The 16,473-nt window shown below is 63.4% G+C and carries 12 protein-coding genes, 1 tRNA gene and 1 pseudogene; all 14 read left to right on the forward strand.

All coding sequences use genetic code 11. From position 1 onward, the window contains the following. A pseudogene (gene tuf / locus ASD68_RS16715) lies at window positions 1-156 on the forward strand (elongation factor Tu); the annotation flags it as partial. Window positions 157-257: 101 nt separating this feature from the next. Continuing rightward, window positions 258-333 (forward strand) — tRNA-Trp (locus ASD68_RS16320). A gap of 81 nt (window positions 334-414) precedes the next feature. Beyond that, a complete protein-coding gene (gene secE, locus ASD68_RS16325; protein ID WP_056608816.1) occupies window positions 415-810 on the forward strand; it encodes a preprotein translocase subunit SecE in 396 nt (131 codons plus the stop codon). Between the two features lie 10 nt (window positions 811-820). Further along, window positions 821-1,381 carry a transcription termination/antitermination protein NusG gene (gene nusG, locus ASD68_RS16330; protein ID WP_007083014.1) on the forward strand — a complete coding sequence of 187 codons (561 nt, stop codon included), beginning with the start codon at window positions 821-823 and terminating at the stop codon, window positions 1,379-1,381. Between the two features lie 306 nt (window positions 1,382-1,687). Beyond that, complete coding sequence (rplK, locus tag ASD68_RS16335; RefSeq protein ID WP_007083015.1) at window positions 1,688-2,116, forward strand: 50S ribosomal protein L11; 429 nt, start codon at window positions 1,688-1,690, stop codon at window positions 2,114-2,116. Between the two features lie 3 nt (window positions 2,117-2,119). Next, window positions 2,120-2,827 (forward strand): 50S ribosomal protein L1, encoded by a 708-nt coding sequence (gene rplA / locus ASD68_RS16340; RefSeq protein WP_056080670.1) that lies wholly within the window; start codon window positions 2,120-2,122, stop codon window positions 2,825-2,827. A 337-nt stretch (window positions 2,828-3,164) separates the two neighbouring features. After that, window positions 3,165-3,698 (forward strand): 50S ribosomal protein L10, encoded by a 534-nt coding sequence (rplJ, locus tag ASD68_RS16345; RefSeq protein WP_056608805.1) that lies wholly within the window; start codon window positions 3,165-3,167, stop codon window positions 3,696-3,698. 48 nt (window positions 3,699-3,746) lie between these two features. Continuing rightward, entirely contained in the window at window positions 3,747-4,115 is a 369-nt protein-coding gene (gene rplL / locus ASD68_RS16350; protein ID WP_056080665.1) for a 50S ribosomal protein L7/L12, read from the forward strand. A 232-nt stretch (window positions 4,116-4,347) separates the two neighbouring features. Continuing rightward, entirely contained in the window at window positions 4,348-8,508 is a 4,161-nt protein-coding gene (rpoB, locus tag ASD68_RS16355) for a DNA-directed RNA polymerase subunit beta (protein ID WP_056608808.1), read from the forward strand. Between the two features lie 131 nt (window positions 8,509-8,639). Next, on the forward strand, window positions 8,640-12,854 hold the full coding sequence (gene rpoC, locus ASD68_RS16360) for a DNA-directed RNA polymerase subunit beta' (RefSeq protein WP_056608813.1): 4,215 nt from the start codon (window positions 8,640-8,642) through the stop codon (window positions 12,852-12,854). 176 nt (window positions 12,855-13,030) lie between these two features. Next, window positions 13,031-13,405, forward strand: coding sequence for a 30S ribosomal protein S12 (gene rpsL / locus ASD68_RS16365; RefSeq protein ID WP_007083021.1), 375 nt, complete (start codon window positions 13,031-13,033; stop codon window positions 13,403-13,405). A gap of 69 nt (window positions 13,406-13,474) precedes the next feature. Then, on the forward strand, window positions 13,475-13,942 hold the full coding sequence (gene rpsG / locus ASD68_RS16370) for a 30S ribosomal protein S7 (protein WP_007083022.1): 468 nt from the start codon (window positions 13,475-13,477) through the stop codon (window positions 13,940-13,942). 242 nt (window positions 13,943-14,184) lie between these two features. Next, window positions 14,185-16,314 (forward strand): elongation factor G, encoded by a 2,130-nt coding sequence (fusA, locus tag ASD68_RS16375; RefSeq protein ID WP_056080656.1) that lies wholly within the window; start codon window positions 14,185-14,187, stop codon window positions 16,312-16,314. A gap of 61 nt (window positions 16,315-16,375) precedes the next feature. Then, window positions 16,376-16,473: GTP-binding protein (locus tag ASD68_RS16380; protein WP_031270842.1), on the forward strand; the 98-nt coding region annotated here is incomplete at its 3' end.

Raw genomic sequence — 16,473 nt, forward strand, 5'->3', positions numbered from 1 at the left:
CTGCCCGAGGGCGTGGAAATGGTGATGCCGGGCGACAACGTGAAGATGGTGGTGAGCCTGATCCACCCGATCGCGATGGACGAAGGCCTGCGTTTCGCCATCCGCGAAGGCGGCCGCACCGTCGGCGCCGGCGTGGTGGCCAAGGTCATCAAGTAATATCGCGGGATTCGGGATTTGGGATTCGGGATTTGGAAGGGCAGGATGCACGCCGTTCCGCTTTTACGAATCCCGAATCCCGAATCCCGATTCCCGTTTATACGCCAGTAGCTCAATTGGCAGAGCAGCGGTCTCCAAAACCGCAGGTTGGGGGTTCAAGTCCCTCCTGGCGTGCCACTTTCCAAGGAGCAATGACGGGTGGCGGATGGCGATACCGGCCGCAAGGTCCGGTATGCCGATGACACACGGCAACTGCGCATGAATACCAAGGCAGAACAGCCCAAGGGCACGAACGCCGCCGATATCGGCAAGCTGGTACTGGCGGGGCTGGTGCTGGCCGCCGGTATCTTCGCCTATTCCTGGTTCAACAACGACGCCAACGTTTCCGGCACGGTTCGCCTGCTGGGCGTATTTGCTGCGCTGGCGATCGCGCTGGCCATTGCAGCCTTTACCGCGCCCGGCCGGCGCGTGCGGCACTTCATCAGCGAATCCCAGTTCGAAATGCGCAAGGTCGTGTGGCCGACGCGCGACGAGACGCTGAAGACGACCGGCATCATTATCGTGGTGGTGATCATCCTGTCGCTGCTGTTGGGTTTGATCGACCTGATTCTGAAGTCAGTCATCCTTGACTGGCTGCTCAAGTTGGGTTCCTGAGGTGGCAAGCATGAGCAAGCGCTGGTACGTGGTACACGCCTATTCCGGTTTCGAGAACCAGGTGAAACGTTCGCTGGACGAGCGCATCCAGCGCGCGGGCATGGAAGAGAAGTTCGGCGAAGTGCTGGTGCCGACCGAGGAAGTGATCGAAATGCGCGGCGGCCAGAAACGGCGCAGCGAGCGCAAGTTCTTTCCCGGTTACGTGCTGGTGCAGATCGAGGCCAACACCGAAGGCAAGGTGCCGCGCATCGATGACGAATGCTGGCATCTGATCAAGGAAACACCGAAGGTGATGGGCTTCATCGGCGGTACCGCCGACCGCCCGTTGCCGATCCGCGACAGTGAGGCCGAGGCGATCCTCAGCCGGGTGCGCGAAGGTGTCGAGAAGCCGCGGCCGAAGGTGCTGTTCGAGCCGGGCGAGATGGTGCGTGTCACCGAGGGCCCGTTCAACGACTTCAACGGCGTGGTCGAGGAAGTCAATTACGAGAAGAGCCGGTTGCGCGTCGCGGTGCTGATCTTTGGCCGCTCCACGCCCGTGGAACTGGAATTCGGCCAGGTCGAAAAGGCCTGAGCCGGGGATTGGTTGGCTCAGGGCGAATCCGCTCGGCACCTTCGCCCTCTCCCCGTTAGCGGGGAGAGTTGGAGAGGGGAGATTCCAGCTAACCGGAACTTCCAGCCGCTTTTGCTTCACCTCGACGCCTCACTGGCACGGGGCTTGCTCACAAACAGGTAAATCTCTAAACTACGCGGTTCACGCTGGGTCTTTTCGACTCGGCGTGCGCGCGTTTCGGGATCCGCAAGAGGCGGATCTTCCTTCCATCCAAGGAGCGGTGAACAGCGAGGAGCCGCAAGGCGCCTGCACTCGCGAGGAAATCCCATGGCAAAGAAAGTTATTGGTTACATCAAGTTGCAGGTCAAGGCCGGCCAGGCCAACCCGTCGCCGCCGGTGGGCCCCGCCCTCGGTCAGCGCGGTCTGAACATCATGGAATTCTGCAAGGCGTTCAATGCCGCCACGCAGAAACTGGAGCCGGGTCTGCCGATTCCGACCATCATCACGGCTTATTCCGACCGCAGCTTCACCTTCATCACCAAGACCCCGCCCGCCACGATCCTTCTGAAGAAGGCCACCGGCGTCGCCAAGGGTTCGCAGAAGCCGAACACCGACAAGGTCGGCAAGGTCACCCGCAAACAGCTGGAAGACATTGCCAAGCAGAAGGAGCCGGATCTGACGGCTGCCGATCTCGACGCCGCGGTGCGCACCATTGCCGGTAGCGCCCGCAGCATGGGCCTTGTGGTGGAGGGTTAAGACATGGCAAAGCTCACGAAGCGTATGAAGTCGGCTCAGGCCGCGGTGCAGCCGGGCAAGTTCTACGGCCTGGAAGAAGCCCTGAAGATCGTCAAGGACAACGCCAAGGCGAAGTTCGCCGAGTCGGTCGACGTGGCCGTGCGTCTGGGCATCGACGCGAAGAAGTCGGACCAGGGCGTACGTGGTTCCTCGCTGCTGCCGCATGGCACCGGCAAGACCGTCAAGGTCGCCGTGTTCTGCCCGCCGGGCGAGAAGGCCGAGGCCGCCAAGGCCGCCGGTGCCGACGCTGTCGGCATGGATGACCTGGCCGAGCGCATGCAGGCGGGTGACCTCGACTTCGGTCGCGTGATCGCCACGCCGGACGCGATGCGCGTGGTCGGCAAGCTGGGTCAGCTGCTGGGCCCGCGTGGCCTGATGCCGAACCCGAAGGATGGCTCGGTCACCGCCGACGTCGCCACGGCCGTCACCAATGCCAAGGCCGGCCAGGTGAAGTTCCGCAACGACAAGGGCGGCATCATTCACGCCACCATCGGCAAGGCGAGTTTCGAGGCGTCGCAGCTGGCGGACAACCTCAATGCGCTGATCGGTGACCTGCTGAAGGCCAAGCCGGCGACGGCGAAGGGTCAGTTCCTGCAGAAGGTTGCGCTGTCCAGCACGATGGGTGTCGGTGTCGCCGTGGATACCTCCACGCTGACGCTCGGCGCCAAGTAAGTATCAAGCCCCGTACCGGTCATTCCGGTGCGGGCACGTTTTTGAGGGCAGTTTCGGCCACTGGCCGATGCCGCCGTCAAAGACCGCAGGCGCGCTCAGCGCGCGGTGACGACGGGCAGGACGCTCGCATCTGGCAGGGAATCGCCGTCACCGCCAGCGGGATCGCTTAATCGGGTTCGAGAGGATCCGGCCTGCGCAGATGGTGCTGCCCTTCTGGAATGTTCGATTTGTTCTGGAAAGGCCATCACCCGGGACGTGTGTCCCCGGCGTCAAGGATGGCGTCGCCCAGGACCGCAAGCGGCAGGAGCCGCAAGCGGAGTTCATTTGGAGGAGTGCAATGGCTCTCAATCTGTCACAGAAGAAAGAAGTAGTCGCCGAACTGGCAGGTGTTGCCGCAACGGCTCACTCCCTGGTCGCTGCCGAGTATGCGGGCACCACGGTCGAACAGATGACCGCGATGCGCAAGCAGGCCCGCGAATCCGGTGTGTACTTGCGGGTTGTCAAGAACACGCTGGCGTCGCGCGCCGTGGCCGGTACCGAATTCGAGGTCGTCAAGGACGCCCTGGTCGGTCCGCTGCTGTACGCATTCTCGACGGAAGAGCCCGGTGCTGCCGGGCGTCTGATCAAGGAATTTGCCAAGGGCAACGACAAGCTGAAGGCGAAGGTCGTCTCGGTGGAAGGCAAGCTGCTGCCGGCTGAGCACGTTGACGTGCTGGCCGCGCTGCCGACCCGCGAACAGGCGTTGGCCATGCTGGCCCGCGTGCTGGCCGAACCGGCCACGATGTTTGCGCGCGTGGTCAAGGCCGTTGCCGATCAGCAGGGTGGTGGCGAAGTCGCCGCCGAAGCCCCGGCTGAAGCCGAGCCCGCCTGAGTTCATCGACTTACATACTGAATCGAATCACATCCAGAGGTAAATGAAATGTCCCTGTCCAACGAAGAAATCGTTGAAGCCGTAGCCGCCAAGTCGCTGATGGAAGTGATGGACCTGGTGAAGGCCATCGAAGAGAAGTTTGGCGTGACCGCCGCCGCCCCGGTTGCCGTGGCTGGCCCGGCTGCTGCTGGTCCGGTTGCTGAAGCGCAGACCGAGTTCGACGTCGTGCTGAAGACCGCCGGCGCCAAGAAGGTTGACGTGATCAAGGCTGTCCGCGCGATCACCGGCCTGGGCCTGAAGGAAGCCAAGGACCTCACCGAGGCCGGCGGCGTGCTGAAGGAAGGCGTGTCGAAGGAAGACGCCGAGAAGTTCAAGAAGGATCTGGAAGCTGCCGGCGCCACGGTCGAACTGAAGTAATTGGCGCCCTTGCGCGTCGTCAGTTTGATCTAGTTTCAGGCAAGCCTGGGGGCGAAAGCTCCCGGGCTTTGCCTGCTTTATGCGGGAATGGGGAATGGAGAATGGAGAATCGTTGAGCGACGCCAGCTGTTTGCTCTGACGATTCCCCATTCTCGATTCCCGAGTCCCCAGTTTTTTCATTCAGCCGGTGTGTGCACCACCGGCGTCACAGCGAACCGAGGCGGTATTCACCATGGCCTACTCGTATACCGAGAAGAAGCGCATCCGCAAGGATTTTGGCAAACGTCCACCCGTACTGGGCGTGCCCAACCTGCTGACCATCCAGACCGATTCCTATCGGGAATTCCTGCAGGAGCATGTCGCGCCCAAGCAGCGCGACGAGAAAGGCCTGCACGCGGCGTTGAAATCGGTGTTCCCGATTTCCAGCTATTCCGGCAATGCCGCATTGGAGTATGTCGACTATCGCCTGGGCGAGCCGGCGTTCGACGAGCGTGAGTGCCGCAACCGTGGCATGACGTTCGGCGCGCCGCTGCGCACCACCGTGCGCCTGGTCATCTACGACAAGGACAGCCCGGCCTCGAAGAAGGTGGTGAAGTACATCAAGGAGCAGGAGGTCTACATGGGCGAGATTCCGCTCATGACCGACACCGGCACCTTCATCATCAACGGCACCGAGCGCGTGATCGTCTCGCAGCTGCACCGTTCGCCGGGCGTGTTCTTCGACCACGACCGCGGCAAGACGCACAGCTCGGGCAAGCTGCTGTTCTCGGCGCGCGTGATTCCCTACCGCGGCTCGTGGCTGGACTTCGAGTTCGACCCGAAGGACGCGCTGTTCACCCGTATCGACCGTCGCCGCAAACTGCCGGTGACGGTGCTGCTGCGCGCGCTCGGCTACAGCAACGAGGAGATGCTGAGCATCTTCTTCGAGCACAACGTGTTCCACCTGGGCAAGAAGGGTGGCATCACGCTGGAGCTGGTGGCCGAGCGTCTGCGCGGCGAAACGCTGAGCTTCGACCTGGCCATCGGCGGCAAGGTGCTGGTGGAAGCGGGCAAGCGCATCACCGCGCGCCACGTGCGCCAGCTGGCGGCCGAGGACATCACCGCGCTGGAAGTGCCGGACGATTACCCGATCGGCCGCATCCTGGCCACCGACATCGTCGACGCGCAGACCGGTGAGCTGCTGGCCTCGGCCAACGACGAGATCACCGCCGAGCATCTGGAAGCCTTCCGCAAGGCGGGCATCGAGACGCTGCCCACGCTGTACGTCAACGATCTCGATCGCGGCGCCTACATCTCGCACACCCTGCGCATCGACAACACCAAGACGCCGCTGGAGGCGCTGGTGGAGATCTACCGCATGATGCGTCCGGGCGAGCCGCCGACCAAGGACGCGGCGCAGAACCTGTTCTTCAACCTGTTCTTCACCTTCGATCGCTACGACCTGTCGGCCGTGGGCCGGATGAAGTTCAACCGTCGCGTGGGCCGCCAGGACATCCTGGGCCCGGGCGTGCTGTATGACCACAAGTTCTTCAGCGAGCGCAAGGAAGAGGCTTCCCAGGTGCTGGTCAAGGAGCAGGGCGAGAAGTCCGACATCCTCGACGTGCTGAAGGTGCTGATCGACATCAAGAACGGTCATGGCACCGTCGATGACATCGATCACCTGGGCAACCGCCGCGTGCGTTCGGTCGGCGAAATGGCCGAGAACACCTTCCGCATCGGCCTGGTCCGCGTGGAGCGCGCGGTGCGCGAGCGCCTGTCGCTGGCCGAGGCCGATGGCCTGACTCCGCAGGACCTGATCAACGCCAAGCCGGTTGCGGCGGCGGTGAAGGAGTTCTTCGGTTCCTCGCAGCTATCCCAGTTCATGGACCAGAACAACCCGCTGTCGGAAGTGACGCACAAGCGTCGCGTTTCCGCGCTCGGGCCGGGCGGCCTGACCCGCGAACGCGCCGGCTTCGAAGTGCGCGACGTGCATCCGACCCACTACGGCCGCGTCTGCACCATCGAAACGCCGGAAGGCCCGAACATCGGCCTGATCAACTCGCTGGCCGTGTACGCCCGCACCAACCAGTACGGCTTCCTCGAGACGCCGTACCGCAAGGTGGCGGACGGCAAGGTCACCGACACCGTCGATTACCTGTCGGCGATCGAGGAAGGCGACCACGTGATCGCGCAGGCGAACTCGCCGCTGGACAAGCACGGCGCCTTCGTCGAGGACTTCGTGTCCTGCCGTTTCCGTGGCGAGTCCGAGCTGCGTCCGGCGTCCGAGATCAACTACATGGACGTCTCGCCGATGCAGACCGTGTCGGTCGCCGCAGCGCTGGTGCCGTTCCTGGAGCACGATGACGCGAACCGCGCGCTGATGGGTGCGAACATGCAGCGTCAGGCCGTGCCGACCTTGCGTTCGCAGACCCCGCTGGTGGGTACCGGCATCGAGCGCGCCGTGGCGCGCGACTCCGGCGTCATTGTTTCCGCCAAGCGCGGCGGCGTGATCGACCAGGTCGATGCGGCCCGCATCGTGGTGCGCGTCAATGAGGAAGAGGTCGGTGACAACGACGCCGGCGTCGATATCTACACGCTGACCAAGTACACCCGCTCCAACCAGAACACCAACCTCAACCAGCGCCCGCTGGTGAACGTGGGTGACGTGGTGGCGAAGGGCGACACGCTGGCCGACGGTTCGTCGACCGACCTGGGCGAGCTCGCGCTCGGCCAGAACATGCTGATCGCCTTCATGCCGTGGAACGGCTACAACTTCGAAGACTCGATCCTGCTCTCCGAGCGCGTCGTGCAGGAAGACCGCTACACCTCGATCCACATCGAGGAGCTGTCGTGCATTGCGCGTGACACCAAGCTGGGCGCCGAGGAAATCACCGCCGACATCCCCAACGTGGGCGAGCAGGCGCTGGCGCGCCTGGACGAGAGCGGCATCGTGTACATCGGTGCGGAAGTGAAAGCCGGCGACATCATGGTCGGCAAGGTCACGCCCAAGGGCGAGAGCCAGCTGACGCCGGAAGAGAAGCTGCTGCGCGCGATTTTCGGCGAGAAGGCGTCCGACGTTAAGGACAGCTCGCTGCGCGTGCCGCCAGGCATGGACGGCACCGTCATCGACGTGCAGGTCTTCACCCGCGACGGTATCGAGAAGGACAAGCGCGCCAAGCAGATCGAGGAAATGGAAGTGAAGCGGATCCGCAAGGATTTCGACGATCAGTTCCGCATCCTCGAAGGCGCGATCTACAACCGCATGCGCACCCAGCTGGTCGGCCAGTCCGCGATGAGCGGCCCCGGTGGCCTGAAGCGTGGCGCCGAGATCACCGACGCCTACCTGGACGGCCTGAAGAAGGACGACTGGTTCAAGATCAACGTCAAGGACGAGAGCATCACCGAGTTCCTGGAGCGCGCGGCCGATCAGGTCAAGCGTCACAAGGAGGAGTTCGACAAGCGCTTCAAGGAGAAGCAGGCGAAGATCACCCAGGGCGACGACCTGGCCCCGGGCGTGCTGAAGATGGTCAAGGTGTTCCTGGCCGTGAAGCGTCGCATCCAGCCGGGCGACAAGATGGCCGGCCGCCACGGCAACAAGGGCGTGGTGTCGAACGTGGTGCCGGTCGAGGACATGCCGTACATGGCCAACGGCGAGGCGGTCGATATCTGCCTGAACCCGCTGGGCGTGCCTTCGCGCATGAACATCGGCCAGATTCTGGAAGTGCATCTGGGCTGGGCCGCCAAGGGCCTGGGCAAGAAGATCCAGAAGATGATCGAAACGCAGGAGAAGGTGACCAAGATCCGCGAGTTCCTGGACCAGGTGTACAACCACCACGCCGCAGGTGCCGTGCAGCACGTCGACCTGAAGTCGCTGACCGATGACGAGATCCGCGCGCTGGCGAACAACCTGCAGGAAGGCGTGCCGATGGCGACGCCGGTGTTCGACGGTGCCGAGGAAACCGAGATCAAGGCGATGCTGAAGCTGGCGGATCTGCCCGAGTCGGGCCAGACCACGCTGTACGACGGCCGCACCGGCGAGGCGTTCGATCGCCCGGTCACCGTGGGCTACATGCATTACCTGAAGCTCAACCACCTGGTCGACGACAAGATGCATGCGCGTTCCACCGGCCCGTACTCGCTGGTGACCCAGCAGCCGCTGGGCGGCAAGGCGCAGTTCGGCGGTCAGCGCTTCGGCGAAATGGAAGTCTGGGCGCTGGAAGCTTACGGCGCGGCCTACACCCTGCAGGAAATGCTGACGGTGAAGTCCGATGACGTGCAGGGCCGCAACCAGATGTACAAGAACATCGTCGACGGCAACCACGAGATGTCCGCGGGCATGCCGGAATCCTTCAACGTGCTGGTGAAGGAAATCCGCTCGCTCTGCATCGACATCGATCTGGAAGAGATCAAGTGATGTGCGGGATTCGGGAGTCGGGATTCGGGATTTGCACAAGCAAACCCGGCTTCCGATCCCGGATCCGGCAAGCCTGACCTCGTTCGAACCGCGGACCTCGACCCAAGAATTTGCTCCGACCGGAGATTCAAATGAAAGACCTGCTCAATCTGTTCAATCAGCAGCGCGTGATGCCGGACTTCGATGCGATCAAGATCGCATTGGCGTCGCCTGAGCTGATCCGCTCGTGGTCGTACGGCGAAGTGAAGAAGCCGGAAACCATCAACTACCGCACCTTCAAGCCCGAGCGCGACGGCCTGTTCTGCGCTGCCATCTTCGGGCCGGTGAAGGACTACGAGTGCCTGTGCGGCAAGTACAAGCGCATGAAGCATCGCGGCGTGGTCTGCGAGAAGTGCGGCACCGAAGTGACGCTGGCCAAGGTGCGCCGCGAGCGCATGGGCCATATCGAGCTGGCCAGCCCCACCGCGCACATCTGGTTCCTGAAGTCGCTGCCGTCGCGCATCGGCCTGATGCTGGACATGACCCTGCGCGACATCGAGCGCATCCTGTACTTCGAAGCCTTCGTGGTGATCGATCCGGGCATGACCGCGCTGGAGCGCGGCCAGCTGCTCAGCGAAGACCAGTACCTGGAAGCCACCGAAGAGCACGGTGACGAGTTCGATGCCCGCATGGGCGCCGAGGCCGTCTACCAGTTGCTGAAGTCGCTGGACCTGCCGGCCGAAGTGATCCGCCTGAAGGAAGAGATCGGCTCGACCGGCTCGGAGACCAAGCTGAAGCGCCTCACCAAGCGCGTCAAGCTGATCGAGGCGTTCCTGGAATCGGGCAACAAGCCCGAGTGGATGGTGCTGACCGTGCTGCCCGTGCTGCCGCCGGACCTGCGTCCGCTGGTACCGCTGGACGGTGGCCGCTTCGCCACCTCCGATCTGAACGACCTGTACCGCCGCGTCATCAATCGCAACAACCGCCTGAAGCGTCTGCTCGAGCTCAATGCGCCGGACATCATCGTGCGCAACGAGAAGCGCATGCTGCAGGAATCGGTCGACGCGCTGCTGGACAACGGCCGCCGCGGCCGTGCCATCACCGGCACCAACAAGCGAGCGCTGAAGTCGCTGGCCGACATGATCAAGGGCAAGCAGGGCCGCTTCCGCCAGAACCTGCTCGGCAAGCGCGTGGATTACTCCGGCCGTTCGGTGATCGTGGTCGGCCCGACCCTGCGCCTGCACCAGTGCGGTCTGCCCAAGAAGATGGCACTGGAGCTGTTCAAGCCGTTCATCTTTGCCAAGCTGCAGGCGCGTGGCGAAGCCACCACCATCAAGGCGGCGAAGAAGCTGGTCGAGCGCGAAGAGCCGATGGTGTGGGACATCCTCGAGGACGTGATCCGCGAGCATCCTGTGCTGCTGAACCGCGCGCCGACCCTGCATCGTCTGGGCATCCAGGCGTTCGAGCCGAAGTTGATCGAAGGCAAGGCCATCCAGCTGCACCCGCTGGTCTGCACCGCGTTCAACGCCGACTTCGACGGCGACCAGATGGCCGTGCATGTGCCGCTGTCGATCGAGGCGCAGCTGGAAGCGCGCGCGCTGATGATGTCGTCCAACAACATCCTCAGCCCCGCCAATGGCGAGCCGATCATCGTGCCGACCCAGGACGTGGTGCTGGGCCTGTACTACATGACCCGCGAGCTGATCAACGTCAAGGGCACCGGCATGGTGTTCTCCGGCGTCAGCGAAGTGCGCCGCGCCTACGACAACCGCGCGGTGGAACTGCACGCCAAGGTGAAGGTGCGCCTGCACCTGGTGCACATCGCCGAGGACGGCGCGCGCACGCATGAAACCGCGCTGGTCGACACCACCGTGGGCCGCGCGCTGCTGGCCGAAATCCTGCCCGAAGGCCTGCCGTTTGCGCTGGCCAACACCGAGCTGACCAAGAAGAACATCTCGCGCCTGATCAACTCCAGCTACCGTCTGCTGGGTCTGAAAGAGACCGTGGTGTTCGCCGACAAGCTGATGTACACCGGCTACCGCTTCGCCACGCGCGCGGGCATCTCCATCGGCATCGACGACATGCTGATTCCGGACGAGAAGAAGCCGATCCTGGAAGACGCCGAGAAGGAAGTGGTCGAGATCCAGCAGCAGTACCAGTCCGGTCTGGTCACGGCTGGCGAGCGCTACAACAAGGTGGTCGACATCTGGTCGCGTACCAGCGAACTGGTGGCCAAGGCCATGATCGACGGCATCGGTACCGAAAAGGTGACCGACGCCGAAGGCAAGACGGTCAACCAGAAGTCGATGAACTCGCTGTACATCATGGCCGACTCCGGCGCCCGTGGTTCCGTGGCGCAGATTCGCCAGCTGGCCGGCATGCGTGGCCTGATGGCGCGTCCGGACGGCTCCATCATCGAGACCCCGATCAAGGCCAACTTCCGCGAAGGCCTGAACGTGCTGCAGTACTTCAACTCGACCCACGGTGCCCGAAAGGGTCTGGCCGATACCGCGTTGAAGACGGCGAACTCCGGTTACCTGACCCGCCGACTGGTCGACGTGGCGCAGGACGTGGTGATCACCATGGACAACTGCGGCACCGAAGACGGCATCATCATGCAGCCGATCGTCGAAGGCGGCGACGTGGTCGAGCCGTTGCGCGAGCGCGTGCTGGGCCGTGTCGTGGTCGGCGACGTCTATGCGCCCGGCGATGACGACGAGCCGATCGTGCTCTCCGACACGCTGCTGGACGAAGCGCTGGTCGAGAAGCTGGACAAGGCTGGCGTGCAGTTGCTCAAGGTGCGTTCGCCGATTACCTGCGAAGCGGCCCACGGTGTGTGCAAGCTCTGCTACGGCCGCGATCTGGCCCGTGGCCACCTGGTCAACATGGGCGAGGCCGTGGGCGTGGTTGCCGCGCAGTCGATCGGCGAGCCCGGTACCCAGCTGACCATGCGTACGTTCCACATCGGCGGCGCGGCTTCGCGTGCGGCGGCGGTGGACAACGTGACGGTGAAGACCACCGGCTCGCTGAAGTACAACAACCTGAAGTCGGTGCAGCACAAGTCGGGCCATCTGGTGGCGGTGTCGCGTTCGGGCGAATTGAGCGTGATCGACGCCAGCGGCCGTGAGCGCGAGCGCTACAAGGTGCCGTACGGCGCCACCATCGCGGTGAAGGACGGTGCGGCGGTGAAGCCGGGCCAGACCGTGGCCAACTGGGATCCGCACACCCACCCGATCGTCACCGAGGTGGCCGGCGTGGTGCGCTTCATCGACTTCCTCGATGGCGTCACCGTGCAGAGCCAGACCGACGAACTGACCGGTCTGGAGTCGGCGGTGGTCACCGATCCGAAGCGTCGTGGCGCGCAGGCGAAGGACCTGCGCCCGATCGTGCGCCTGGAAGACGCCAAGGGCCGCGAACTGAAGCTGCCGGGCACCGACATCGCCGCGCAGTACTTCCTGCCGGCCGGTGCGATCGTGTCGATCCAGAACGGTGCCGAAGTGGGCGTGGGCGACGTGGTTGCCCGTATCCCGCAGGAAACGTCGAAGACCCGCGACATCACCGGTGGTCTGCCGCGCGTGGCCGATCTGTTCGAGGCACGCAAGCCGAAGGAGCCGGCGATCCTGGCCGAGCGGTCGGGCATCATCAGCTTCGGCAAGGACACCAAGGGCAAGCAGCGCCTGATCATCAAGGATGTCGACGGCAACGAGCACGAGGAGCTGATTCCGAAGTGGCGCCAGGTCATCGTGTTCGAGGGCGAGCATGTGGAGAAGGGCGAAACCGTCGTCGACGGCGAGCCGAGCCCGCATGACATCCTGCGCCTGCTGGGCGTGGAGCCGCTGGCCTCGTACCTGGTCAAGGAAATCCAGGACGTGTATCGCCTGCAGGGCGTGAAGATCAACGACAAGCACATCGAGGCGATCATTCGCCAGATGCTGCGCAAGGTCGAGATCGTCGAGCCGGGCGAAAGCCATTACCTGCGCGGCGAGCAGATCGAGCGCGTGCGCATCAACGGCGAAAACGACCGCGCGGTGGCCAAGGGCGAGCGTCCGGCCGAGTATCAGTCGATCCTCCTGGGCATCACCAAGGCATCGCTGGCCACCGAGTCGTTCATCTCGGCGGCCTCGTTCCAGGAAACCACCCGCGTCCTTACCGAAGCGGCGGTTCGTGGCACGCGCGATACCTTGCGTGGCCTGAAGGAAAATGTTATTGTCGGCCGTCTTATTCCGGCAGGTACGGGTCTGGCCTACCACGCAGGGCGTCGCCGCCAGGGTGGTCTGACCGATCTGGAGCTGGATACCCTTTCCGGTTCCACACCTCCGACGTCATTTGTCGAAGCGCCGGTCAGCAGTGAAGGTGGTGCCGAGTAAGCCTCGACAGGTTTTACTCGCCGACATACGAAATGAGGTGCATGGATGCACCTCGTGTTCGGGTCACGGATGGCAGAGCGTCAACTTGCCCAGGCAAGCTCGCTCATGTTAAATTCCCGCTTCTTGGCAGACCGAGCTTATTCGGGCTGCCTTTATGTTTTCAGGAACAGCTTCGCATGACGACAGTCAATCAATTGGTGCGCAAAAACCGCAGCCCCAAGACCTACAAGAGCGGGTCGCCGGCCCTGCAGAGCAGCCCGCAGCGTCGCGGCGTCTGCACGCGCGTTTACACGACCACCCCGAAAAAGCCGAACTCGGCGTTGCGCAAGGTTGCCAAGGTGCGCCTCACCAACGGTTTCGAGGTGATCAGCTATATCGGTGGTGAAGGCCACAACCTGCAGGAGCACTCGGTGGTGCTGATCCGCGGCGGTCGCGTCAAGGATCTCCCCGGTGTGCGTTACCACACGGTGCGCGGCAGCCTGGACTGCGCCGGTGTCACCAAGCGCCGTCAATCGCGCTCGAAGTACGGCGCCAAGCGCCCGAAGAAATAATGTCGCGCGGCCCTCGCTGGCCGCTTTACAGGCGGGCAGGAATGTCCGCGAAAATAACGGACAACAAACATGTCGCGTAAAGGTTCACATCCCGCCCGTCTGATCCTGCCGGATCCCAAGCATGGCAGCCAGCTGATCGCCCGTTTCATCAACATGGTGATGAAGAGCGGCAAGAAGTCGGTCGCCGAAAGCATTGTCTACGGCGCGCTGCAGCACATTGGCGAAAAGAATGCCGAGCCGGTGGCTCTGGTCGAGAAGGCGCTGAACAACATCGCTCCGGCGGTCGAAGTGAAGTCCCGTCGCGTCGGTGGTGCCACCTACCAGGTGCCCGTTGAAGTGCGTCCGGGCCGCCGCATGGCGCTGGCCATGCGCTGGGTGATCGACTCCGCCCGCAAGCGCGGCGAGACCTCGATGCCGCGCAAGCTGGCTGCCGAGCTGCTGGAGGCTTCCGAAAGCCGCGGCGGCGCCGCCAAGAAGCGCGAAGAGACGCACCGCATGGCGGAAGCCAACAAGGCGTTCTCGCACTACCGCTGGTAAGTGGTTTGCGCCGTCATCGATGACGGCGACGACCGACCCACCACAGATGGTGGGCCTTGATGATTCAGCCGTCGCCACGACGGCGAAGATGGTCCGGCATCATTGCCGGACCGTCGGTTATCCAAAAGCCGCATCGTCACGATGGGGCAAGCCAGCCGGCATCCAGGCCGGATATTCATAAGCGCAACGGCCCGGATGGCTGTCACAAACCAGGGCAGGCAGCCCGACACAGGTAAATATCAATGGCACGCACCACTCCCCTCGAACGCTACCGCAACTTCGGCATCATGGCTCACATCGATGCCGGCAAGACCACGACCACGGAGCGCATCCTGTTTTACACGGGCGTCAGTCACAAGATTGGCGAAGTGCACGATGGCGCGGCCACGATGGACTGGATGGAGCAGGAGCAGGAGCGCGGCATCACCATCACGTCGGCGGCAACGACGGCGTTCTGGAAGGGCATGGACGGCTCGCTGCCCCAGCATCGCTTCAACATCATCGACACCCCGGGACACGTTGACTTCACCATCGAAGTGGAGCGCTCGCTGCGCGTGCTCGATGGCGCCGTGTTCGTGCTGTGCGCGGTCGGTGGCGTGCAGCCGCAGTCCGAGACGGTCTGGCGGCAGGCCAACAAGTACAAAGTGCCGCGTCTGGCGTTCGTCAACAAGATGGATCGCACCGGTGCCAATTTCGACAAGGTCGTCGGCCAGCTGAAGGCGCGCCTCGGTGCGCACGCCGTGCCGATGCAGGTGCCCATTGGTGCCGAAGACGGCTTCGAGGGCGTGGTCGATCTGCTCAAGATGAAGGCCGTGATCTGGGACATGGAAACCCAGGGCATGAAGTTCGAATACCGGGATATCCCGGCCGAACTGGCCGACAAGGCTGCCGAAGCGCACGCCTTCATGGTGGAGTCGGCTGCCGAAGCCACCGAAGAGCTGATGAACAAATACCTGGAAGGCGGCGACCTCAGCGAGAGCGAGATCATCGCTGGCCTGCGTCAGCGTACGTTGGCCAACGAAATCATCCCGGTCTACTGCGGTACGGCGTTCAAGAACAAGGGCGTCCAGGCGATGCTCGACGCGGTGGTGCAGCTGCTGCCGTCGCCCGCCGATCGTCCGCCGGTTGCCGGTATCGACGAGGACGAGAACGAGGCCTCGCGCCCGGCTGATGACGCCGCGCCGTTCTCCGCGCTCGCGTTCAAGATCATGACCGACCCGTTCGTCGGTTCGCTGACGTTCTTCCGCGTCTATTCGGGCACGCTGAACTCCGGCGACGCCGTCTACAACCCGGTCAAGAGCAAGAAGGAGCGCGTGGGCCGCATCCTGCAGATGCACGCCAACGAGCGTCATGAACTGAAGGAAGTGCGCGCCGGTGACATCGCCGCCGCGGTCGGCCTGAAGGATGTGACCACGGGCGACACGCTGTGCGCGCAGGACCAGATCATCACGCTGGAGCGCATGTCGTTCCCCGAGCCGGTGATCTCGATGGCGGTGGAGCCGAAGACCAAGTCCGACCAGGAAAAGATGGGTATCGCGCTGGGTCGCCTGGCAGCTGAAGATCCGTCGTTCCGCGTGCGTACCGACGAGGAATCCGGCCAGACGATCATCTCCGGCATGGGCGAGTTGCACCTGGACATCCTGGTCGACCGCATGCGCCGCGAGTTCAACGTCGAGGCCAACGTCGGCAAGCCGCAGGTGGCGTATCGCGAGACGATCCGTTCCAGCGACGTCAAGTCCGATTACAAGCACGCCAAGCAGTCGGGCGGCAAGGGCCAGTACGGCCATGTCGTCATCGAGATGTCGCCGATCAGTGCCGAGGACCGTGCGGACGAGAAGCTCGCCGCCACGATCAAGGACGACTTCCTGTTCATCAACGACATCACCGGTGGCGTGATTCCGAAGGAATTCATTCCTTCGGTCGAGAAGGGCTTGCGCGAAACCATCACCAGCGGCCCGCTCGCCGGCTTCCCGGTGGTCAATGTCAAGGTGAAGCTGGTCTTCGGTTCGTACCATGACGTCGACTCGTCGGAAATGGCGTTCAAGCTGGCGGCATCGATGGCGTTCAAGCAGGGCTTCGCCAAGGCCAGTCCGGTGCTGCTGGAGCCGATCATGAAGGTCGAGATCGTGACGCCCGAGGACTACATGGGCGACGTGATGGGCGACATCAGCAAGCGTCGCGGCATGCTCACCGGCCAGGAAGACACGCCGTCGGGCAAGACCATCAACGCCGAGGTTCCGCTGGGCGAGATGTTCGGTTATGCCACCACGATCCGGTCGCTGACCCAGGGACGCGCCACGTTCACGATGGAATTCGACCATTACGCCGAAGCGCCGAGCAACGTCGCCGAGCAGGTCATGCACAAGGCCTGATCAGGGCGGTTCCGCTCTGCAGATAATTTTTCCGAATAACAGTTCTTTCGAGGTTTGAGTCATGGCAAAGGGTAAATTCGAACGCACCAAGCCGCACGTCAACGTCGGCACGATTGGTCACGTGGATCACGGCAAGACGACGCTGACGGCCGCACTGAC

Source organism: Rhodanobacter sp. Root627, from assembly GCF_001427835.1.
In the GTDB taxonomy this organism is placed as follows: Bacteria; Pseudomonadota; Gammaproteobacteria; order Xanthomonadales; family Rhodanobacteraceae; genus Rhodanobacter; species Rhodanobacter ginsenosidimutans.

Coding starts and splice junctions, on each gene's coding strand:
- rplJ (WP_056608805.1), top strand. CDS start 3,165: ATGGCTCTCAATCTGTCACAGAAGAAAGAAGTAGTCGCCGAACTGGCA.
- secE (WP_056608816.1), top strand. CDS start 415: ATGAATACCAAGGCAGAACAGCCCAAGGGCACGAACGCCGCCGATATC.
- fusA (WP_056080656.1), top strand. CDS start 14,185: ATGGCACGCACCACTCCCCTCGAACGCTACCGCAACTTCGGCATCATG.
- rplK (WP_007083015.1), top strand. CDS start 1,688: ATGGCAAAGAAAGTTATTGGTTACATCAAGTTGCAGGTCAAGGCCGGC.
- nusG (WP_007083014.1), top strand. CDS start 821: ATGAGCAAGCGCTGGTACGTGGTACACGCCTATTCCGGTTTCGAGAAC.
- rpoC (WP_056608813.1), top strand. CDS start 8,640: ATGAAAGACCTGCTCAATCTGTTCAATCAGCAGCGCGTGATGCCGGAC.
- rpsL (WP_007083021.1), top strand. CDS start 13,031: ATGACGACAGTCAATCAATTGGTGCGCAAAAACCGCAGCCCCAAGACC.
- rplL (WP_056080665.1), top strand. CDS start 3,747: ATGTCCCTGTCCAACGAAGAAATCGTTGAAGCCGTAGCCGCCAAGTCG.
- rpoB (WP_056608808.1), top strand. CDS start 4,348: ATGGCCTACTCGTATACCGAGAAGAAGCGCATCCGCAAGGATTTTGGC.
- rpsG (WP_007083022.1), top strand. CDS start 13,475: ATGTCGCGTAAAGGTTCACATCCCGCCCGTCTGATCCTGCCGGATCCC.
- rplA (WP_056080670.1), top strand. CDS start 2,120: ATGGCAAAGCTCACGAAGCGTATGAAGTCGGCTCAGGCCGCGGTGCAG.